This window comes from Galbibacter sp. L-19, from assembly GCF_056857615.1.
The window spans coordinates 51739-75260 of the sequence record NZ_JBSXNL010000048.1; the positions used below are offsets into that span (position 1 = coordinate 51739).

The 23522-nt window shown below is 32.6% G+C and carries 13 protein-coding genes; 6 read left to right on the forward strand and 7 right to left on the reverse strand.

The genetic code is table 11. The features are described 5' to 3' along the window. Positions 1–63 precede the first annotated feature (63 nt). From AC13CQ_RS07210 to AC13CQ_RS07225, 4 genes are all read left to right on the forward strand, one after another. Complete coding sequence (locus AC13CQ_RS07210; protein WP_456867847.1) at positions 64–510, forward strand: YHS domain-containing (seleno)protein; 447 nt, start codon at positions 64–66, stop codon at positions 508–510. Between the two features lie 230 nt (positions 511–740). After that, positions 741–1760: a LacI family DNA-binding transcriptional regulator gene (locus AC13CQ_RS07215; RefSeq protein ID WP_008610721.1), complete on the forward strand. Its 1020-nt coding sequence runs from the start codon at positions 741–743 to the stop codon at positions 1758–1760. 986 nt (positions 1761–2746) lie between these two features. After that, a complete protein-coding gene (locus tag AC13CQ_RS07220; protein ID WP_008610720.1) occupies positions 2747–2998 on the forward strand; it encodes a DUF6364 family protein in 252 nt (83 codons plus the stop codon). Beyond that, positions 2998–3420: a type II toxin-antitoxin system VapC family toxin gene (locus tag AC13CQ_RS07225; RefSeq protein WP_456867846.1), complete on the forward strand. Its 423-nt coding sequence runs from the start codon at positions 2998–3000 to the stop codon at positions 3418–3420. Before AC13CQ_RS07220 ends, AC13CQ_RS07225 begins: the two co-directional genes overlap by 1 nt. Positions 3421–3758: 338 nt before the next feature. Here the strand turns inward: AC13CQ_RS07225 and AC13CQ_RS07230 are convergent, their stop codons facing one another. From AC13CQ_RS07230 to AC13CQ_RS07250, 5 genes are all read right to left on the reverse strand, one after another. Then, the gene (locus AC13CQ_RS07230) at positions 3759–4652 is read right to left on the reverse strand and encodes a GyrI-like domain-containing protein (protein WP_456867845.1); all 894 of its coding nucleotides are present in this window, start codon (positions 4650–4652) and stop codon (positions 3759–3761) included. 10 nt (positions 4653–4662) lie between these two features. Continuing rightward, positions 4663–6024, reverse strand: a complete 1362-nt coding sequence (locus tag AC13CQ_RS07235; protein WP_456867844.1) for a vanadium-dependent haloperoxidase — start codon at positions 6022–6024, stop codon at positions 4663–4665. Positions 6025–6110: 86 nt separating this feature from the next. Continuing rightward, the gene (locus tag AC13CQ_RS07240; protein ID WP_456867843.1) at positions 6111–9377 is read right to left on the reverse strand and encodes a VCBS repeat-containing protein; all 3267 of its coding nucleotides are present in this window, start codon (positions 9375–9377) and stop codon (positions 6111–6113) included. Next, the gene (locus AC13CQ_RS07245; protein WP_456867842.1) at positions 9370–12714 is read right to left on the reverse strand and encodes a VCBS repeat-containing protein; all 3345 of its coding nucleotides are present in this window, start codon (positions 12712–12714) and stop codon (positions 9370–9372) included. The genes AC13CQ_RS07240 and AC13CQ_RS07245 overlap by 8 nt, the downstream gene beginning before the upstream one ends. Then, complete coding sequence (locus AC13CQ_RS07250; protein WP_456867841.1) at positions 12711–16007, reverse strand: VCBS repeat-containing protein; 3297 nt, start codon at positions 16005–16007, stop codon at positions 12711–12713. Before AC13CQ_RS07250 ends, AC13CQ_RS07245 begins: the two co-directional genes overlap by 4 nt. Before the next feature lie 566 nt (positions 16008–16573). Here AC13CQ_RS07250 and AC13CQ_RS07255 point away from each other — a divergent pair. Then, complete coding sequence (locus tag AC13CQ_RS07255) at positions 16574–17851, forward strand: sensor histidine kinase (protein ID WP_008610710.1); 1278 nt, start codon at positions 16574–16576, stop codon at positions 17849–17851. 35 nt (positions 17852–17886) lie between these two features. Then, the gene (locus AC13CQ_RS07260; protein WP_008610708.1) at positions 17887–18573 is read left to right on the forward strand and encodes a response regulator transcription factor; all 687 of its coding nucleotides are present in this window, start codon (positions 17887–17889) and stop codon (positions 18571–18573) included. Positions 18574–18628: 55 nt separating this feature from the next. Here the strand turns inward: AC13CQ_RS07260 and AC13CQ_RS07265 are convergent, their stop codons facing one another. Together AC13CQ_RS07265 and AC13CQ_RS07270 are read right to left on the reverse strand one after the other, a co-directional pair. Further along, positions 18629–20209: a RagB/SusD family nutrient uptake outer membrane protein gene (locus AC13CQ_RS07265; RefSeq protein ID WP_335587969.1), complete on the reverse strand. Its 1581-nt coding sequence runs from the start codon at positions 20207–20209 to the stop codon at positions 18629–18631. An 11-nt stretch (positions 20210–20220) separates the two neighbouring features. Next, positions 20221–23310, reverse strand: coding sequence for a SusC/RagA family TonB-linked outer membrane protein (locus tag AC13CQ_RS07270; protein WP_474506661.1), 3090 nt, complete (start codon positions 23308–23310; stop codon positions 20221–20223). Between the last annotated feature and the right edge of the window lie 212 nt (positions 23311–23522).

A 23522-nucleotide genomic window follows, 5' to 3' on the forward strand; every position in this document is an offset into this window, starting at 1 on the left:
TCTTCTGTAATGTTTCTATTATAATGGCTACTAAGCTAGTAATTAATATATTTTGTATTTATTATGAAGACACTTATTTCTCTATTTCTTCTTCTTACTTTTAGTACCATCACTGCACAAAGTTCTATAGATTACAATACCAAAAAGGGAGCTGTTGCCCAAGGCTATGATGTTGTTTCTTATTTTGAAGGAAAACCCACTAAGGGGATAGAGAACTTAGCTGTTGTTTATGATAAGGCTAAATTTTTATTTGCTTCCGAAGCACATTTAAAAGCATTTAAAAATTCACCTAAAAAATACATTCCACAATATGGAGGTTATTGCGCTTATGCAATTGCAAGTGGAGAAAAGGTCAGAATAAACCCAGAAACCTATGAAATTAGAAATGGGAAATTGTATCTGTTTTATAATGCTGGAAAAACCAATACATTGACTTTATGGACAGAAGAAGGTGCAGATAGATTAGCAGAAAGAGCAGATAAATACTGGGAATCTATAAAATACAAATAACCCAATTTGCATAGGCTACTTAAGTTTTAAAGTTTTAATACTTAGAGAAAAACATTTTATGATTCTCTTTTCTATTTAATGAGCTTATTATTGAGCATTTACTTTCATTCTACGAAAGTTATTTAATACAAGTAGATTGTATTAATTTAAGAGTTACTTAGCGAAATAAAAACTTCCATTTAATTGAAAAAGCGTAATTTTGAACTTAGCTATAAAAGGAAGATTACACTATGAAGCAAAAAATAACGCTTAAAGAGATTTCAAGAAGATTTAATGTTTCTATTTCTACAGTTTCAAAAGCATTAAAAGATAGTCCGGAAATTAGTGAAAAAACAAAAGAAATTATTCAAGCTTTTGCTAAAGAACATCACTATAAACCCAATAATATTGCTTTAAGTTTAAAGAATCAGAAAACAAAAAATATTGGAATAATCCTTCCAGAAATTGTTCATTATTTTTTCTCTTCCGTAATTACTGGTGTAGAGCGTTTGGCAACTGCCAAAGGTTATAATGTAATTGTATGTATCTCAAATGAATCTTTTGATAAAGAGGTTATCAATATGCAAATGTTGGCAAATGGAAGTATTGATGGGTTTATTATGTCGCTTTCTAAAGACACCGAAAAAAAGCAAGATTTTCATCATATAAATGAAGTAATTAACCAAGGAATGCCTGTGGTTATGATTGATAGAATAACCGATCAAGTAAATTGTGATAAGGTAATTATAGACGATTTTCATGGGGCTTACAGTGCTGTTCAATATTTAATAGAAAGTGGGCGTAAGCGCATTGCATTAATTACGATGCCCGATTATATGAGTGTTGGAAAGTTACGTACCGAAGGTTATAAAAAAGCACTTGCAGATGCTGGAATTGAGGTTGATGAAAACCTAATAGTGAAAGTAGAAGATTTTTATGGTGGTTTTGAACCTGTTGAAGAGCTTTTTAAAAATAATGAAGTAGATGCTGTTTTTGGAGTTACAGAATTTTTTGCTGTTTCTGCAATGAAAATTGCTCAGAAAATGGGGAAATCAGCACCAAAAGATGTTTCGGTAATTGGTTTTACAGACGGGATTATATCTATTAGTAGCAGTCCGTCATTAACCACCGTAAGTCAACACGGAGAAGAGATAGGAGAGAAGGCAGTAGACTTACTTATAAAACGTTTGGAAGAAGAAGATTTTGAATCGCGTCCTTACGAAACCGAAATTATTAAATCCAGTCTTGTAAAAAGAGAATCTACACTGTAAATGTAAAAGGATTCCTGAAAATTAATCCCTCTGGAAGAGTTTATCTCCCAAAGCTTGTCTGAGTTTCCCGAAGGGCTTTACGTCGAAATGAATTAAAATATTTTTATTTTGAATACCTCGTAGGCTTGCCTAGAGGTAGTTGATTTTGTTTCCTTTTGAGCCCTTTTTATGTTTGCACATCCTACTTTTGTTGGGTTATTGGGTAAATAATTGTTTCCCCGCTGCGGGGAAGCATTCCAAGTATGCGGGGAAAGCATACTAAGCTGGCGGGAAGGGTAACTATACCTGCAGGAAGCTATAAAAGTTCGTCGGGATAGGTACTTACCATGCGGGGAAAGCCTTTTTATGGTGCAGGAAAGCTTTTTATGTCAAGGGAATTATGTTTTATTTATAAATATTGTTGTCCGATAAAAGCAGACCGCGTTTATTTCATTCCACATATATCAAGGGTTAATAGAGGTTTTTAAAATAGCCCCCTTGCTATTAAGAAAAATGAATAAAAAGAGGAGTTTAGTAATGTTATTTCTTTAAACTACTCATTTTATAATAGTTAATATTTAGTCTTTGTTCTTTTCTCTTACAGCAAAGCGGTCTTGTATTTTTACTCGGACATTAATGATTTATAAACTATCCTAATTGACTGTGTAAAAACATTCAGGTTTGATTCTTTTTTATTGTTGTCTGATAAAAGCAGACAGCGTTTATTTCATTCCACATATATCAAGGGTTAATAGAGGTTTTTAAAATAACCTCTTGTTATTAATAAAAATGAATAAAAAGAGGAGTTTAGTAATGTTATTTCTTTAAACTACTCATTTTATAATAGTTAATATTTAGTCTTTGTTCTTTTCTCTTACAGCGAAGCGGTCTTGTATTTTTACTCGGACAATAATCACAAGCCAGAAAACGTGTAAATAAATACAAAACAGCACGTGCAATAAATTAAATTCTTATCTTTGATTCAATAATAAATTAAGTCAATCAAAATGAACACAAAACTCACTTTGACAATAGAGAAGGAAATTATCCAAAAAGCTAAAAAATATGCCAAAGATAAAAACAGGAGCTTATCTGATATTATAGAAAATTATTTAAAAATTCTAACAAAAGAAGAAAAAGCCAATAAATCAACAAAATTAAATCCAGTTGTGAAGTCTTTAAAAGGTTCTTTTAAAATGCCTAAAAATATGGATTATAAAAAAGAGCTTAGAAATCGATTAGAAGAAAAATATTTATAATGGACAACATTTTAATCGACACTGATGTATTAATGGATTTCTTTTTTGACCGTGAACCTTTTGCTCAATTTTCGACTGAAATTTTAAATCGCTGTGAAGAAAAAAGACTAAATGGTTTTACAACACCAGTCATAATCTGTAATGTTTATTATTTATTGAGAAAAACAGCAAAACATCAACTGATAATAGAAAAAATCAAACAGCTATTAAGTATAATAGAAATCATAGAAATGGACAGAGATGTTGTTTTGGATGCTCTTAATTCAGAATTTAAAGATTTCGAAGATGCTTTACAAAATTTTTCTGCGGTTCAAATTGGAAAAATAAATATTATCCTGACAAGAAATATAAAGGATTTCAAAAAAAGTGATTTGGCAATATTGACACCAGAAACTTATTTGAAAGGAAAAACCAGTGGCTAACAATGGTGGCTGTTGCACAAGCTTTTTTTAACCAAATTTCTAATTAAAACCAGTTCTTGAAAATGACATATGCTTAGAAAACAACAATTTACCTATTATTAAAAATTAGCATAATCCTCTTTTTTTATAAAATTAATGGCTTGAGCAACCCTTACAATGTATAAAAATAATAGCGGTTTTATCGCTAAAACGAAAGTAAGTAAATATAAAAAAGGTCTGTGTTTAACCGAAAATCAGGGCGTAAATCCGCTACTATTCTTATACGAGACCATTAATGATTCTTTTTAGTTTCTATAAAATTTAGTTATAAATCTCTCCATTAAAAGGCGCATAGAGGATTATTTAATTGGAATATATACCTCTGTGGTCCATTGCAATGCATCTCCCCCAAAATTAGGGTTGTTATGAAACTTCTCTATTATATTGTTTTTTAAATCAATAGCATTATTTTCAGCATAATCAAAAATTTGAAACCAAGCATGATGAGAATACATATAATTCCCATTAAAAACAGCCTTAAGAGATGGGACAGCCTTTAATTCCCTAAAGAAAATATCAGGGTTTTCAGGGAGTTTATCAATTCTTGTTACAGGGAAACAAAAATCCATATCAATAGTATTTTCCTCTTTATTAAAGTTATTAATAACCACCATTGGTCTGCCATCTGGTTGCAAATTGTTTTCATCAACAAAATCGGCTATGTAATTGTAATTTCGCATCATGTGTTTAGCCTTGTTTTCTAGTTTTGTTTTTGCATTTACACAAGCACATTTTTTAGCTGGAGAATCTGTTTTTCCTGTAATTTTTACTCTAAAAGTAGATAGATTCATTTTTAATTTACGGATAAAGTTCATTACAATATCCTTTGACATACTTTTAAATTCAGTATTTAAAAAAGGCGCTGTAATTCTATTAATGGCATTGTTTTTAGCTCCTTTAATGCCAAGCGCTACTTTTGTAACGGAATCATTTTCAGCTTTAATATCCCAAAATAATGTATAGTTTTTATCCAAATAATTTAGCTTTTGGGTGATGGATTTATATAGGGTGCTATCTATGGTTTCTGTGTGAATAGAATCGTTAGTTTTTTTCCAATTTGAGATACTATAAAATACTGTAGCCTGACTAGTTTTGGTTTCAAATCTATAGATATAATCACTTTTTTTAATGAATAAATACCAGCCAAGAATACATAAAACAATAAGGATTAAAACGCTTATAATTTTTTTCATTTGATTTTTATTACTTTACGGAAGTACTTGCTACTTCTTTATTAGTCATTACCGATAATTTATTAATTACATACTCTCCCAAAGATCGACCTTGACTCAAACCAACATCTATAGCTGCACGGTAGTGAATTCCACCATACATTCTACTTAAAGCAGCTTCAGTAGAAGCATTGTTAAAGGAAGAGAAGGAACGAACAGGAATTCCATATGGAGTTTCAGTATCGTCATCAAAAGCAAAATCATCTCCAAAAATAGAAGTCAGTGTTTTTGCTGCAGCTCCAGAAACTACCGAATGCCCACTCGTATATTCAGGGAAAGGAGGGGTTTGTAAAACAGGCTTCCAATTCTCGTCTATATATTGATTAATTACAGTTTCCGGACGGATAAGGTTGCTTCTGTATTTTTCATCCCAACAGCTTATAAAACCATCAAATATAGAAATGGCAGTTTTAGTATAAGCAAAAACTGTTTTATTGAAATCTGTATTTGTTTTCCTACAGGCTATTTTAGTAATACCAATCCAATGTGCGCCTGGAGTAATTTTTTTGGTTGCAAACATTAAATGTCCTTTGGTAACAGAAACATATGGGTTACAATCCCAAAACTTAGCAATAGCAATTTCTTCAGAATCATCGCCTTCCTCGGTCATTTTATTTCTCACATTATAAACTTCCATAGTTTCTTTGTAAAACTGACTATCTTCTTCCATTGAAAACTCAGGAGGTGGAATCGGTTTAAATTGAGCAGCAGAGTCTATTGCAAGGGTTCTTATTTTCATCCAATGGGGTTCAATTCCGTCCATATATGCAGGAGGAGTTGGTTGCCAACGAGAAGGGTCGTCTGTGTTTACTGTAAATTTTGGCATGGTTCGGGTTTGTTTATAATTGTCCGTATCCATCCATTTTTTCATATGTGTTACCACTTGCATGGCATATTCTTTAGATTTTTCAAACTCTTTTTCGTTGGTTTTTTTCCAAGTATTGTATAAGCTATCTTGATAAGCAGTTATTCTATCTTCAGAAAAAATAAGACTCTTACTTAATTCCAAATGAGCAATCAATGCAGAAACCTTGTAGTTTACATTTACAGTATCAATAGGATTTGGAATGGGTTTTAATCCATTTATAGTACCTGCAAGCGAATTGTAATTTGGGTCATTCTTTGCAATAATTTCATAAGCAGCAATATCTGGATATACAAAAATCCTACTCGCTACCACTGGCGAAAAAATATCATGAATCATAACTTCAACAACTTTATCAATTGCCCGATGCATGTTTTCTGAAGTTACTTCAATAGGCTGTTCTTCCTTATTGCAAGCAATAATGCATAAAAGGGAAGCGCTAAATAATAAGAGGGAAATACGTTTCATTTTAATTGTTTTTTAATTTCTCACAGAGGGTTTAGTTCCTCGACGCTTTTTGTCGAAATGAGTTAAGGTTATTTTGTTTGAAAACCTCATGGATTTCCCCCGAGATTTTTGATTTGGTACAGTTCTGCACCGTTATTATTTACTGTTACCAAAAGGTAATTTTGATTGTTAATTCTAATAGTATTTAACTGTGTAATAGCTTTGTTTGATAAATCCAATCCAATATTTGAGGTTAGCTGAATATTCTTTTTGTTGCTTATGAGTGCCCCAGGAAAAGCATCAAATTTTCCATGATACGGTTTTACTCCAAAATAATTTCCAGCAGCTAAAACTTCTTCTTTTCCGTCATTATTAAAGTCGTGTTTTAAAAAATTAGTAATGGGAGCCGTTTGTAATTTCCTTTCGAAAGCATGAAATTTAAATTTTCCATTTTCATTCTCTAGCCAACCAGATGTCAAGGTGTGAACCTCTAAGAGGGTGGCATTGTTAAGCAATTTCTCACCAAAAACTTCTTCTATATTTTTTCCTGCAAAAGATTTATAGTCAGTAAACTTTTTTCGCATTATAGAAACTAATTGTTCTGAAAGTTCATCAAAATTTGCTACGGTATAGTAAGCTCCATCTTTTTCGGTCGCCAAAATTGTTTCTGTGCGTTTGTTGTTATCAAAATCGGCATAATACATCCGCATTGGGTATTCCTTGGAAGCCTTAAATTTAGAATTAGTTCCCCAATTTCCTAATAGGTAATCATTGTCACCATCACCATCCATATCAAATTCAGTAATACTCCTCCAAAGTCCGTTTAGTTTTTCTTCGGAAGGAAATACTTCTTTAAAATTACCATTTTGATTGCTGAAGAATTTTGGCGACATCCATTCTCCTACCACAATTAAATCTTTTGTGCCATCATTTGTAAAGTCCGTCCAAATAGCATCGGTAACCATTCCTGCTTTTTGCAATTCTAAATTTTTAAGAGCCTCAAATTTTCCATTTTCATTTTTTAGAATAAAAGAGTTTGGAATGGCTCCAAAGTCGTAAGAAACAGTATTACTACCTACAAAAACATCTAGATCTCCATCGGTATCAAAATCAAAAGGTTTAATTACAGAGGTGTTTTCAAACTCATTTTCGAGGATACTTTTAATAAAGAAACTGTCTTTTTTATAATACACCACATCATTTAAGGGTTTAGATTCCCCGTAGAAATCACCGCCAGCATTGCCTGTAAAAATATCATTCTTACCATCCTTATTAAAATCTGAAATTAAGGCAACCACAGTTTCGTTAATAGAATCATTTCTTATAAAATTATCTGTTTGTTTTATAAAACCAGTATCATTTTGAAAATATACTTGAGAACGTTTAAACTTTGAGCTTCCGAAAAAAATATCATCTTTCCCATCCCCATTTAAATCGCCAATTGCGGTTGCAGGTCCACGATCGGAAATTTGATAAGGAATTAATTTTTGTCTTAGAAAATCTATATAATCATCTTCTTTGTGCTTGTAGTTAATTCCTAAATTTCCTTCTACTTTTGTAAAAAGGGGTTGTTGTTTGTTCTTTAGAGAGTTGTAGGCAAATTGATTTCTATTTTTTTCAGCTGAAATTGTTACTGATTGATTCGGATTAATGTTTTTTAAGGTTTGATATGTTTTATCTGGCCATACAATAACCAACGAATCTATTTTAGAATTTGTAGGAAATCCGAAGTGGATAAAAGGCTCAGAAGAAGCTTGAAATCCACGAACGGTATATAATTCACGAAATTGTAAAATTCCTTTTTGGTAGGCAAAAACTTTGGTTCCTATGGCAAGGCTATTTGGTTTTGTGTAATTGAACTTCAGTTTTAAATAGTTTCTTTTGTTTGTTGATTTATTGATGTAAAGCGTTGCTGGTTGATTGATGTTATTTGTTACTAAATCAATATCGCCATCATTATCAAAATCTGCCATGGCAGTTGCGCCAGAAATTAAGCTATCTTTTATAATCCATTTCCCAGATTGGTCTGAAAACTGAGTTTCTTTTTTCCCTTCAAAAATATAATTATGGTAGGCTCCAGAAGGCATTAATTCCAATGCTTTTTGGTCTACAAGTTTTGTGTTATCTAGTTTTTTACGAATCTGTTCATTAGAGGTAAACTTTATAAAATCTAAGTTGTTAGGGCGTTTTGGAATTCCGTTAGCTATAAAAAGATCCTGCTCTCCATCCTCATTATAATCAGCAAAAAGGGCACTCCAACTCCAATCGGTTGCCGCAATCCCGCTCATCAAAGCTGTTTCAGTATAATTTCCGTCTTGATTATTTAACTGAAGCATATTCCTAGTATATTGATAATGGTATCCTAGTTTTTCGGTACGCATTTGTAACATTTGCACATTTTCATCCCCTGCTGAAGATTTTAAAACAGCTTCATCTTCTGGGAGCATATCTAAAGACAAAATATCTGGGAGACCATCGTGATTAATATCTGCAACATCATTTCCCATAGAAAACCGACTTGTATGCCCAAAATGCTTTTTTAAGCTTTCAGTAAAAGTACCATCACCATTATTAAGATAATAATAGTCGTCTTCATGAAAGTCGTTTCCAACATAAATATCTGGATAGCCATCTTGATTAAAATCGGAGATAGCAATTCCTAATCCATATCCATTTACACCGCCAAAGATATTGGCTTGCTCACTTACATCGGTAAATTTTCCGTTGTCGTTTCTCAATAATTTATCGCCTGTTTCATAATTTCTTTGATTTCTAAGCGCTGCTTTACCAAAAGATTCTTGAGTATGAACAGCATGATTCAATAAATAAATATCTAAATCGCCATCCAAATCGTAATCTAGAAACGCTGCAGAGGAGCTATAAGATTCAAAGTCTAAACCATATTCTTTAGCACTTTCAGTAAAAGTAGTGTCGCCATTATTTATGTACAGTTCATTATAGCCTCTAAATCCATTAATTCCCACTACTGCACACACATAAATGTCTAAAAAACCATCGCCATTAACATCGCCCATAACGGCTCCGGTATTCCACGTGCTGTTTCCTTCCACACCAGCAGCAACCGAAATGTCTTTAAATTTTAAATTACCTTTATTGAGATAAAGTTTGTTCTTTACTTGGTTTCCAGAGAAGAAAATATCGGGTAAATTATCATTGTTAATATCTCCAACCGCAACACCACCGCCGTTATAAAAATATAGGTAATCTAGGATGTTTAAATCGTTTGTTTCGGTGAGTGTATTTGTAAAATTAATACCCGTTTCTTTTTCAGAAGGATTCATAAACAACTCGCCTTCTTTTTTACAAGAAGCAATCATAAAAATCGTTACTATGTACAGATAGCACCTATTCATTGATTTTGAAAATTTTTGGTTGTTCATTATTAATTGCAACAAAAAGGAATGAATTACCAGCAGCATCTTTAAATTGCTCTATTTTTTTTACTTCTCCTTTTACAAAAAAGCCAGATTTATTATAATCTTGCCATTCAAAATCGCCTTTTCCATTGCCTAGAAGGACACTTCCATAATTGGCATCTAACCTTGAAAACTGAGGTTTAAATTCATAATTATTCCCAGCCATAATGAGGTCTAGATTTCCATCGCCATTGAGATCTGTAGTACTGATATCACAAACACAAGAAAGTTGTACTTGGTTTGGAAGTTTTTTAACTGTAAAGTTTCCATTTCCATTATTTATAGCAACAACAGATTCTGTAATATTTACCTCTTTTTTAATGGAGCGATCAAAAATTTCTTTTGAAAATAACTCTTGAATGGATTTTTTAGAATACTCAGAAGCCTTTAGATTTTGCTTTTTTAATGATGATAATTGTGCTGTTAATTCTTTCTTCATATGAATAGGCATATCTTTTCCATTAATAGAATGTGTTACAATCTGCTCTATAGTACCATTATTGTCGTAATCGTTTATAAACATTCGCATTGGAGCATCTTTTGTGGCTTTATATGCAATATTGGATCCTTGATTTCCAAGGATTAAATCTTGGTCGCCATCTTTATCAAGATCTACATTTTCTATGGTGTTCCACCAACCGCTGTAATTATCTAAATTAGATTTTTCTAGCGTTAATCTTCGACCAGAATTTTTCAAAATCTTTGGAGCTAACCAATCGCCAACTAGAATTAAATCTTTTATAGCATCTCCATCAATATCAACCCATTTAGCATTGGTAATCATACCTGCATCTTTTAGGTCGTATGCTTTACTCTCTGTTACATCTTTAAAAGTGCCATCTCCTTGATTTTCTAAAAATAAATGCTTCGGATTTACGCCATAAGTTCCTGGAACACTTCTAGACCCAATAAATACATCAATGTCATTATCATTGTCAAAATCGTAGGGAGCAATTACAGAAATATTATGAAAAGTAGAAGGGAGTGTGTTTTTGTCTTTTGTAAACTTACCTTTTCCGTCATTTAGATACAGTCGTGCTTTGTAATTAGTAGCATCTCTTTCTTCATTTCCACCAGATCCTATCATTAAATCAAGATCGCCATCTCCATCTACATCAAAGAAAGAAGCATAGGTATCTTCTAAAAAACTATCCTCTTCAAATACTTTTTGTTCTGCTTTACGAAGTTTTCCGTTTCCTAAATTGAGGTATAAGTTTCCTAATTGATTTTTTGCTCCACCAACATACAAATCTTCATTACCATCTCCATTTATATCGCCACTTGCCACAGCAGGGCCTTCTTGTGATGTCATTTTAGAAATTAATCCTTCATAATCAAAGTCTACAAAATTATTTTCTTTATGAGGTTTAACAACATTATTTTCTATTTCTGTAAAGAAAGTTTTGAGTTCTTTTCTCTTCGGAATTTTATAAATATCGACTGCCTCTGCTTGTTTTAGAGTAAGTGTTTGGTTTGCATCTACAAGCTCCAATTTCTTAGTTGTATTATTTGGCCATATAACTCTTATAGAATCTATTTTTTCAGCATTTCCAATTCCAATCGTCATGATATAGTCCATAGAAGATTGAAAACCTCTGTAAGGAATTTGTTCATAAAGTTGTGTTTTTCCTTTTATGTACATTTTTACAGTTGCTCCGATAGCAAAAACATTCGGACTCTCACCAACTAATTTGATTCTTATGAAGTTGTTGTTTGTGAGTTTATCACTGTTGTTTTTATATACAAAAGCCTGCATATTTACATTATTAACAATGAGGTCTAAATCTCCATCATTATCCAAATCTCCATACGCCACTCCGTTTGACATACTCGGGCGGTAGAGTCCCCATTCTTTTGTGTCGTCTTTAAAAGTTAAATCTTGATTGTTTTTAAAAGCATAATTGGGTACTGGTTTAACAGGCATTTTGTCGATAATTGAATCGATAGCTTGTTTTTTGCCAGTTAACGCCATTTTTTGGATGATTTCATTAGCAAAGAAGTTTACAAAATCGATATCTGTTAAGTCATGATTAATTCCGTTTGCTACATAAATATCTCGATATCCATCGTTATCCATGTCAAATAATACACCACCCCAACTCCAATCTGTTTTTGCAATACCACTGAAATAAGCGGTTTCGGAAAAAGTTTCATTTCCATTATTTACCTGTAGGGTGTTTTGCATGAATTGTTGAGAGAAATCTTTACTTTGTTTCAGTTTAAAAATATCATATCCCTCAAATTCGGTTACAGTTTTTGTTCGCTCATCTCCTTCTGGGAGCATATCGGTAATAAAAATATCTGCAAGTCCGTCGTTATTAATATCCGACATATCCACTCCCATGGAAGAAAGACTTAAATGAGAAGTCCAGTTTTTTATTTCTTCCCTAAAAGTACCATCTTGATTGTTGATATATAGATAATCTCGTTCATAAAAATCGTTAGAGACATAAATATCAGGATATGAATCTTGATTAATATCACTAACCATAACACCTAAACCAAAACCAATAAGACTTCCATAAATACCAGCTTCCTCACTTACATCTACAAATTTTCCGTCGTCATTTCTAAGAAGCATATCTCCAACGCCTTTAAAAATATCAGGGACTCCTTCCCAATCTTGAGCCCTTACTTTTCTTTGTGCAGCGTACCCGAGACTACTTACTGGAATATTACTATTATTTAAGATATACGCATCAAGGTCGCCATCTTTATCGTAGTCAAAAAAAGCAGCATGGGTGGTAAAGCCGCTTCTTGCTAAATTATAATCGTTTGCTTTCTCAGTAAAAGTTAAGTCGCCATTATTAATGTAGAGGTCATTATCATGGTTGTTTCCTTCCATGTTTCCAGCATTTGCAACATAAATATCCAATAATCCATCGCTATTTATATCCACCATAGTAACTCCAGTAGACCAAGGTTTATCACCACCTACACCTGCTTTGTCTGTAATATCTTCAAATTTAAAATCTCCTTTATTAAGAAAAAGTTTGTTTTTCCCCATGTTAGCTGTTAAGTAGATATCGGGGAGATTATCGTTATTAATATCTCCAATGGCAACACCTCCGCCATTGTAAAAGTTTCGGTATTTAAAGATGTTAAAATCCTTCTGGTTTTCAATTTCATTTATAAAATCAATACCGCTTTCTTCATGAGATACAAGTGTAAACAGCGTTTCTTTATCAGGTTCAATACGCTCTTTATTTTTATTCTTGGAGTTACAAGAAATAAATAAACTAAAAATGCAGTATGTAAAAATTATCTTTTTCATGGAGTTATTATCTTTTCTAAAAAAATCGGATTACCATTATTTATAGTAACTATATAATAAGTTTTGTCTTGTATATTTATTTTGTTGATGTTCCTTGCAGGCCCTGGAATGTCAAACGTTGGATTTTCTAAAACCTTAAAAAAACCATTTTTGTTGTTTATTAATAACAAGCCGTGTAAAGCGTCTAATCTTCCTAATTGTGTGCTTATTTCATAATTGTTTCCAACTAGTAAAATATCTTCATATCCATCATTATTAAAATCATCTTTTTGAAGATCGAAAATAGCAGAACTCTGCGCCATAAATGGTAAAATATGTTTGGTGTAATTTCCATTTCCATCGTTTTCAAAATAGCAAGAGGCGAGTTCAAAAACTGTTTTTTTATACGCTGCTTCTAGTTTTTCCTCTGGAAACAATTCAGAAAAAGAAGCGTTTGCAAAATCGGTATAGGAGAGGAATTTTTTATTTAACATTGGGATTTGCTTTACAATTTCGTCTTTTGAAGAAAAGGTAGTTTCTTCCCCTTTATAGAAATAAGTAACTATAGGTTCAATGTTTCCGTTATCGTCAAAATCGTTACTATATAGTGTAATAGGTTCTTCTTTTGAAGCTTTTAGGCGAGTATTAAGTCCCCAATTTCCAGCAATTAGATCCAAGTCTCCGTCTTTATCAAAATCGGCTACCTCTAAAGTATTCCACCAACCATTGCTCTCTCCAAGATTATTTTTTTGAAGTTTTAGTTGTTTTCCATCATTAATAAAAATAGAAATCGGCATCCAGTGTCCAACCGTTATAAGATCTAAGAAATTGTCTTTATTAATATCAATCCAAATAGCATCTTGAACATTTCCTATATTTTGAAAAGCTTTTGCATAGGAGGAGGAGATATCTTTAAAGCTTCCATTTCCATCATTTTGAAAAATATATTGCTTTGGTGTTTTTCCGAACGCTCTTGGAATACCGTTGGAGGTAATACAGATATCTAAATCGTTGTCATTATCAATATCAACTGCGTTAACAGTTGAGGCATTTATAAAAATATTTTTAAACTGAAGTGTGTCTTTCATCATCAATCCATTTTGATTAAAATAGAGTCTAGGAGAAAGAGGGTTTCCAGTAATAAATTCGTTTCCTCCACTTACAACAATTAAGTCTTTATCGCCGTCATTATCGGCATCAAAAAATAAATTGTCAACATCTTCATTGATGGCATTTTCTTCAAAAATATTTTTTTGAACTTCTTCAAAAGAGCCATCTTTTGTTTGCAAAAGCAAAGTAGAACTTTGTGTTTTAGCTCCTCCAATAAAAACATCATCTAAACCATCGTTATTAATATCTGCAATAGTAGTTTTAGGACCTTGATTGGTATTTGCAAAAGGAACAAGAGGATCTCTATTAAATTCAATAGAAGTAAAATCTTTATGTTTGAATGTAAGCGGTGCACTTACATTTTTTAAATAAGAATTTGTGTTTGTTGATTTGTAGGAATAATTCTCTTGTGCATTTTTATGAGAGGCCGTAATAGTAACGTTTACTTTAGGATGCGTTATTTTTTCCGACTTTCCATCCGCCCATATAATACGTATTGAATCTATTTCTGAATGTGTTCCTAATCCAAAGTGAAGTTCTGGAGCTACTGCCGACATAAATCCTCTTGTATTGAAATTTTCTGCTGATAGTTTTAAAGAATCTGAATAAACAGTTGCTTTGGCTCCAATTCCAAATGTGTTTTTATCAGATCCTTTAAATTTAATTTTCAAATAATTTCTAGTGTCAAAATGTTCTTTCGTGTTGTTTTTTATAATAAAGGCTTTTTCGTTGGTATTGTTTACCACAAGGTCTAAATCGCCATCATTATCTAAATCGGCATACACGCCACCATTACTATAAGAAGGGGTTTCGGAAAGCCAATCCTTGGTTGTGTTTTTAAAAGTTTGATTTCCGTTATTCTTAAAGAAATAATTAGGAACATGCTTTTTTGGAATTTCATTTATAAAAGTCATGTCTTCTTTTTCCATGCCTTTACTAAGTCGTTTTTGGATATTTTCATTTGCTATAAAACTGATAAAATCCATATCGTTAGTAGCTCCTAAAATTCCATTGGTAATATAAACGTCTTTATTTCCATCATTATCAAAGTCGGCAATAAGTGGAGCCCAAGACCATTCTGTAGCTGATAATCCGCTTGCATAGGCAGTTTCTGTGAAATTTTCATTTCCATTATTTAGATGAAGCGCATTTTGCATAAATTGAGGTGCATATCCATTTTTAAGATATCCACTATAAGTTTGGAAATTATATTCGGTTCCAGAGGTTTTAAAACTCTTCAATTCTTCTGGAAGCATATCTACAGAAATAATATCCGCATTTCCATCATTATTGATATCGGCAATATCATTTCCCATGGAAAAATGACTCGTATGCCCTAATTTTGTTTCATCTTCAGCAATCAAATCTTTAAAAGTTCCATTTTTTTGATTGAGATATAAATAATCGTTTTCAAAAAAATCATTCCCCACATATATATCTGGATAACCGTCATTATTTATATCTGAAATAGAAATGCCCAGCCCGTAACCTATACTTCCTTGGTAAATACCAGCTTCTTTAGAAACGTCTTTATAAAATCCATTTTCGTTTTTGTAAAGCCTGTCTCCCGATAAAGAGTCCACCGTATTTCTTTTTTTGCCACTTCCATACGTTCTGTTTGGATGCACCGAATGGTTAAGTAAGTACATATCTAAATCGCCATCCAAATCATAATCAAAGAAAGTTGTCTGAGTTGCATAAGAAGAAATTGCCAAGCCGTATTTTTTAGCTTCCTCTTTAAAAGTTGGAACGCCATTTTTATCAACCCCTTGATTAATGTATAGGAGATTATGACTTTTATTGGAGAGTTCCCCTACTTTAGAAATGTAAATATCTAGCCAACCATCGTTATTTATGTCTACCGTTGTAACACCGGTTGTCCAATTTTTTGCATTATCAATTCTCGCTAGTTCTGTAATATCTTCAAATTGAAAATTTTGTTTATTGAGATACAGTTTATCATTAGTTTGATTGGCTGTAAAATAAAGGTCAAGCCAACCATCGTTATTAAAATCTCCAGTTGCAACCCCAGCGCCATTGTAAAAATAGAGGTAGTTAAGAATGTTAAGATCTGGTGTATTTGTTAATTGGTTATTAAAATTAATGGTAGTTTTTGAAGGATTTATAAACGTAAAAAGTTTCTCTTCCTTATTGCAAGAAAATAAAATAGATGCAATTAGAAATAGTAAAAACTTTTTTATCATAATTCTATAGTCGTTTTTTAAATCCTTCGTGGGTTTATCCCAAGGTAGTTAATTTGTTTTTAGTTATTGCCTTACTCAATAATCGAGATTTAAATATTTCAAAGGCTGTCCTGATTTTGCCAGAGAATTTGCTTTGAAATGTTCTAACTTTTTTATACTATCTCGTTGACTAGTCCATCTAACTTTGATTAGACAAGCTCCGAGAAAGTTTTACATTAAAAAAAGCTAACTTGAAAGCTAGCTTTTTTCATAGTTAATTGTTGAAGAATTATTTAAACTATTTTGAACACTACTAAAATAGTAAGGTTTTATATATGTTGAGGTTAATGATAAACGAAAAAGATTAATGAAAGGTTAATTAGATTAATAATTGCTTAATGAGTTACAGATTTTTATAAATTATAGTTCTCATAAAGTGATATTTAAAATGAGAGAGGCCATAAGTCGATTTATTTTTTAGATTTGTTTAAATCAAGAACTTCGAGGGAAGCCTTGAGGTATTAAACCCTTTCTGAGGTAATAATGCCTATAAATTTCTGCTGTGGCAGATTGTTAAGTTAGTAAGTATGCTCAATTTCAAAAAAGGATATATTATAATTTTCATTATTTCGGTAATTGGGTTGGCTTTTATTCAATATCAATACTTAAAAGTTGGATTGAATTTAGCAAAGGTTCAATTTAATTCTAAAGCAGGGCAGGCGGTACAAGCTATTAAGCAAGATTTGAATCACCAAAATGAACTAACTTTTTTAATGGAACAGGCTATTACCAAAGACAGTTCCTATTTTAAGATGAGTGTAGATAGCATTCAAGATGCTTCTCGTTATTTTTTGAATGATTTTTTAGTAGACCGATTGATGCAAAGTGGAATTAAATCTGAATTTAATTACCGTCTTTTTAAAAACGATTCCACTGTATATTTAACATCTCCTAATTATAAAGTTTCCGATGAAGAGCAGCTTAAATTTCCGATAGTTCTTAGTGGATATTTACCTGATAAAATAAATGAACGATTAATTTTAGAGCTTCAGTTTGAAGATTTGAATAATTATTTTCTTTCACAATTAAATGGCTTAACTATTCCGAGTTTAATTTTTATAATAGCTATTATTCTCGTTGTAATATGGGTGTTACGATCGCTTTATTGGCAGCGGAGTGTTATAACTACTACCAATGATTTTATAAATAACCTTACACACGAATTAAAAACTCCTGTTTTTTCAATAGGGCTTGCTACCAAATTGTTGTCTGAAAAAGCTACTGACGAAACAAAGCCAATTGTAGCTATTATTAGAGAGCAAAATAATAAATTGAAAGTTCAAATTGAAAAGGTTTTGGACTTGGCAGGTTTGGAGAGTAGAAAAAGTGTGATGGATTTACAATTAACAGATTTTAGACCTAATTTGCTTTCCTTGGCAACTTCTTTTTCTAAATTATCCAATTTGGAAAATATAGATTTTGAATATGAACTTCAAGATGGAGCGTATTGGATTTTGTGTGAACCAAATCATTTAGAGAATGCCATTAATAATTTATTAGATAATGCCAAGAAATATTCTGAAGGTAAACCAGTAATAAGATTAACAGCGGTTACAAAGGGCAATCAAATGTATGTTGAAGTGAAGGATAATGGAATTGGAATTGCAGAAAATGAATTGAAGAATGTTTTTAAAAAGTATCATAGAATAATCTCTGGCGATCTCCATAAAGTGCGAGGCTACGGTCTTGGACTAAGTTATGTAAAGCAAGTAATACGCTTGCATAAAGGGAAGGTGTTTTTGAAAAGTAAAATTAACGAAGGAACTGTAGTTACAATTAAAGTACCCCATCAATTACCTCGGTAAAAGCCTAAGAAGTGTTAAAATGAAACAAAAAGGAAATGAATAAAATATTATTAGTAGAAGATGATAATTCCCTTGGGTATTTACTGAGTGAATATTTAAAAATGAAGAATTTTCAATTGCATTGGGTTACCAATGGAGTCAAGGCTTTGGCAATTCTGGAAAAAGAGAATTTCGATTTACTAATTTTAGATGTAATGATGCCAGAAATGGACGGATTTACATTGGCAGAAAAAATTAGAGATTTATACCCATCTGTTCCTTTTATATTTTTAACAGCACGTTCTTTAAAAATTGATGTTTTAAAAGGATTTTCTTTAGGAGCAGTAGATTATTTAAAGAAACCGATTGATGAAGAAGAATTGGTAGTTAGAATACAGACGTTGTTATCAAGGTTACAAGTTACTAGTAATGAAGAAAATTTTAATGAAATTCAAATTGGACGGTATATTTTTAATCCTAAGCTTCAGCAGTTAAAATTTGAGGAAGAGATTATTTCACTAACCTCAAGGGAAAGTGAATTGTTACTGTTTTTATGGAGGCGTAAAAATGAATTAGCGCCGCATAAAGATATTCTAACAAGTATATGGGGAGAAAATGATTATTTTAACCGAAAGAGTTTAAATGTATTTATTTCTCATCTTCGAAAATATTTAAGTAAAGATGCTACAATAGCTATTGAAAATATCCATAATAAAGGATTTTTATTAAAGTTAACAGAATAGAAAACGCCTCTGTGAAGAGGCGTTTTGCATGTTCAAAAATAGTTAAAAACTCTATTTAGTAACCTTCGTTTTGAGTTAGGTTAGGATTAGTAATAATAGCAGTTTCAGGAATAGGGAATAATACTCTAAACGCTTCAGTATTATCTTTAAACTCCCATGTGTCATTAAATTTTCCGAAGCGAATTAAATCGTTTCTTCTCCAATATTCGCCATACAATTCTCTACCTCTTTCATCCAACAAGTTTTCTTCTGTTAATGAGCCAAAAGGGGTTGCGCCTCTAAGTGTTCTTAAATCATTTACTAAAGTAAGTGCATCTTCTCCAGAAGAAGTACCTCCACGCATAATAGCTTCAGCCTTCATTAAATGTGCATCGGCATATCTAAATAGCACCATATGGTTAGCAAAAGAACCATTTTCTGGACTGTATTTAAGAACTCTAATTCCAGTTACTTCATTGTTACCTAAAAGTCCTGGTAAGTCTTTAGTATAAGAAAGAGGGTTCCCTTGTCGGTTTTTAAGCTGTTCTCCTTTAGGACCGTATTGTTGTCCGATAAGGAAACCATAACCAATATTAGAACCATCTTTTATTCCATCTCCATCAGCATCTATATCATCTCCAGTTGCTGCTACACCTCCAGTAGGAACAAAACCTCTTCGTTCCTCTTGTCCAGATCCAGGGGTGTTTACATTAGGATCGCCTTCGAATAAATCGTAAAATTCAGCAAGAGTTGTAAATCCATTCCATCCACCACCAGTGTTATCTGGAGCTCCTTGGTTGTAATGTAATCCATTCCAAATACGAGACCCTATGTCGGAAGTAGTAAAAAATATTGTTTCGTTATCAGTATCGCTTGTGAAAAGTTCAAAATATCCCTGTTGAAGTGCAAAACCATCTCCTTGAATTGCGTTTACCAAATCAACAACTTGTGTCATATCAGCTGCATTTGGAGAACCTGCTCCAGTGTAAATGTGTTTATTTAGCATTAGTTTAGCAAGTAAATAACGAGCTGATGCTTTAGATGCCTTTACTAAACCATCTCCAGGACCAGTGCTAGGTAGAGCAGGAATAGCTTCCGTTAAGTCCTTAACAGCAAAATCAAAAGCTTCTACTCTTGTCATTACTGAAGGAGTTACATCAGGACCATCTTGAGGACTTCTAAAAGGCACTTGCCCAAAAAGGTCGATTAACCAAAACATGCTATAAGCTCTAATAAATTTAGCTTCAGCTGCTTGTTGAGGTGTAGGTTCACTTAAAGGATCAATAATAGTAGATGCATTATATACATTTGAATTTAATTCATTCCATGTATTTTTGATAAGATTGTGAGTTGTGCTCCAAGTATGGCTATGTAATGTTCTCCATACTCCATTATCTCCCCAATCTGTTCCTCTTGTAGGAACCAAAAATTCATCTGATGATACTTCGGTGATACCATACATGTTTTCTTGTGTTTGAACTTGACTTCTTACAGAGTTATACAAGTTTTCCAAACTTCCAGCTGCATCAACTCCCGTAAATTCTCCAGATAAATTTGGAAACCGAGAATCCGTCTCTTCAATCTCCAGATCTGTACATCCAGTTATCCCAAGGAGGAGAGCAGCTATTAATAGATTATATATTTTATATGTTTTCATAAATCAATTTTTTAAAATGTTGCATTAATACCAAACGTAATCGTTCTTGGCCTTGGAAAACTTGTGTAGTCTATTCCTAGAGAAGGAATGTCGTTTAAAGGCTTTGGCGTATTTACTTCTGGATCTAAGCCAGAGTAATCTGTAATTACAAATAAATTTTGTCCAGTTACGTTAAATCTTAATGCATCAAGGAACCAATCTTTTTTAATAGGGAAGCTGTATCCAATAGAAGCATTTTGAAGTCTAACAAAATCTCCTTTTTCTAAAAATCTTGTAGAAACATCAGGTGCATTTGCAGCAGACTCTCCATTAGTTAATACATCTTCTGTAACATTTTTTCCACCCCCAATAATACCAGCAGTAAAGAATGCATTAGCATTATTGTTATATAGATATTGACCAAACTGACCCGTAAAGAATGCATTGAAATCCCAATTCTTATATGATAAACTGGTAGAGAGACCAGAAGTTACTTTTGGCAAAGCACTTTTCCCTACAAATTCTTGAATATCTCCATTTGGGTAAATAGAAATTCCGTTTTGATCATATCCTCCAAATTCTCTTAAATAGTAGGAGAATAAAGGATGACCACCGGTTAATAACTGAGCATATGCTCCAGTTAGTCCATTACCGCTAATAGCTCCTGTTTGAATTTGGCCATCAAAATTTTTCACCATATTGTCATTATAAGCTATGTTAAAGCCCACATTCCAGTTTAGGTTATCGGTTTGAATAAAATCGTAATTAATAGCAAATTCAATTCCTTTATTAATAACGTCAGCATCTACATTATCAAAGTAAAAAGGTTGCGGAGAAGGTTGTGCTGCTTCTTGTTTTAGTAGTAAATCGTTTGTGGTTTTATGATAAAGATCAATACTACCATTTAGGCGTTCATCCATAAATCCAAAATCAAAACCTATATTAGCTTGCGCTGTTTCTTCCCACTTAAGACCCGATTGAGGAAATGCAACTAGTCCTAGAGTAGGTGGGTTTACATCTCCACCATTTCCTATACCAATACCTCCAAAACGTTGTCTGTATGTAAAGTTACCATATCCTATGCCATCTTGATTACCAGTGATACCGTATCCTAGACGAAGTTTAAGTGTTGAAAAAGATTCTCCAATAAAATCTTCTTCATCTAGTCTCCATGCAAAAGCACCGGAAGGGAAGTATCCATAGCTGTTATCTGGACCAAACCTTGAAGAACCATCGGCTCTTAAAGTGAAGGTGAAAATGAATTTTTGGAATAGTGTATAATTAAGTCTTCCAAAATACGATTGTAATTCATCTGTGTTATTATATGTGTCGCCAGTTACAGCTGCCAACGGCACGTTTGATGGAGGAGTAAGTTGTTCGTTACTTGAAACTTCAGGAAATAGTCTATTAACAAATAATCCATCTGAATCAAAACCATACTGTTGATATGAACCTGTAATAGAATTTTCTATTATATTTCTTGATATTTCTAGCTCATCAAACATTTCATCCATATTTGTAGAAGAATATCCAAATCCTTGAATTGTTTTACCAGCGGCTTTAAAGCTCTGAAAGGAATATCCAACTAATACTTCAAGTTTAGAGTTTTCAAATTCCGTTACATAATTCAAGGTTGCATCTAAAAGAGTGTTTTTATTATAGTTTTCAGCAAAAAAACCTCTACCGTTAACAGGAGCACCATTACTTAATCCAGAAATATTTCCAGAAAGTGCTTGATTTTTATCAGCAGAAGATTCATCATATCCAAGGTTTACTTTTGCTTTTAACCCATCAATAATTTCATATTCTGCAGAAATATTTGCTAAATATCTGTTTGTATTGGTCTGGTCTTTAAAATAGTTTAAGGCCTGAGAAGGAATTAAATCACTACCAGTTGAAAAAGAAGGATCTGTAGGCCAAGTTGGATTAGCAAAATAAGTGGCTCCTAATAAATCTCCAGTGGAACCAGCAGTATTAGTAATCATAGGAGCATCATCATTTATTCTTGAGATGGTTCCATTAAAATCAAGTTTCAATTTATCGTCTAAAAAACGTTGAGATAAATTTAACCTACCAGTAATTCTTTCCTGCGAGGAGTTTTTAATTATTCCATTTTGATCACCATAACTAAAAGAAGCTCTTACAAATCCAGAGCCATAGTTGTTTGAGTAAGCAATATTTTGATCTGTAGAAAAGGCAGTTCTTAATAAATAGTCTTGCCAATCTGTATCTGCACCAAAATCTAATGAATTAGCGTCACCACCATATTGGGTAATAGCGCCTAAATATTGTTCTCTGTCAAGTAAATCATATTTTTTTGCAGCTACTGAAACACTGGTGTTTGAAGAGAATTCAAATTTCCCTCCTTGACCTGCTTTTCCTGTTTTAGTAGTAATAATAATTACTCCATTTGCAGCACGAGAACCGTAAATAGCAGTTGCCGAAGCGTCTTTTAAAACGGTCATGCTTTCAATGTCATTAGGATTTAAGAAGTTAAGTGGGTTTTTAGCAGAGCTAGTTCCCGCTCCTAAATCTGCACCGTCTGCTGCAGTATTTCCTCCTGCAAGCGGTACTCCATCAACAACAAATAGAGGGTTGTTGTTAGAACGAACAGAGGCCGTACCTCTAATTCTAACTTGAACCCCAGCACCAGGCTCCCCACTTGTTTGAGTAATTTGAACCCCAGCGGTTTTACCTTGAATAAGTTGCTCTGGAGAGGCAATAACCCCTTGGTTAAAATCTTCAGAATTAACTACCGCAACTGCTCCTGTTGCATCTTTTTTAGTAGTAGTACCGTATCCAATAACTACTACTTCATCTAAAGCCTGCGCGTCTTCAGTAAGTGTTGCGTTAATAGTAGATTGCCCATTAACAGCTACTTCTTTAGATGTAAATCCAACATAGCTAAACACTAAAGTAGCTGTGGCATCCACATTGTCTAAAGTGTAATTTCCGTCAAAATCTGTTTGTGTTCCATTGGATGTTCCTTTTACTAGAACGTTTGCCCCTGGGAGAGGGCCAGTAGCGTCAGAGACTGTTCCACTCACAGTCTGGGCTTTAGCCATGCTGAAACACAGAAATGCTCCAACCAAGGCTAAGCCTTTGATTAAATTGTTCTTCATACAATTAAATTTTAAAGTTCAAATAGTTAGCTTTATTTAACAATGAGTAATCTTTTTTCCAGTTAGCTTGTGTTGAAAAAGGATCATCAGATAATTGTTAAATTATAATAATATAGTGTGAATATAGTAAAAAAAATGCATATAATTTTAACATTGATATTTTTTATCTTAGTATTTTGTTATATTATTAAATGTAGTAAATACTGTTAAAA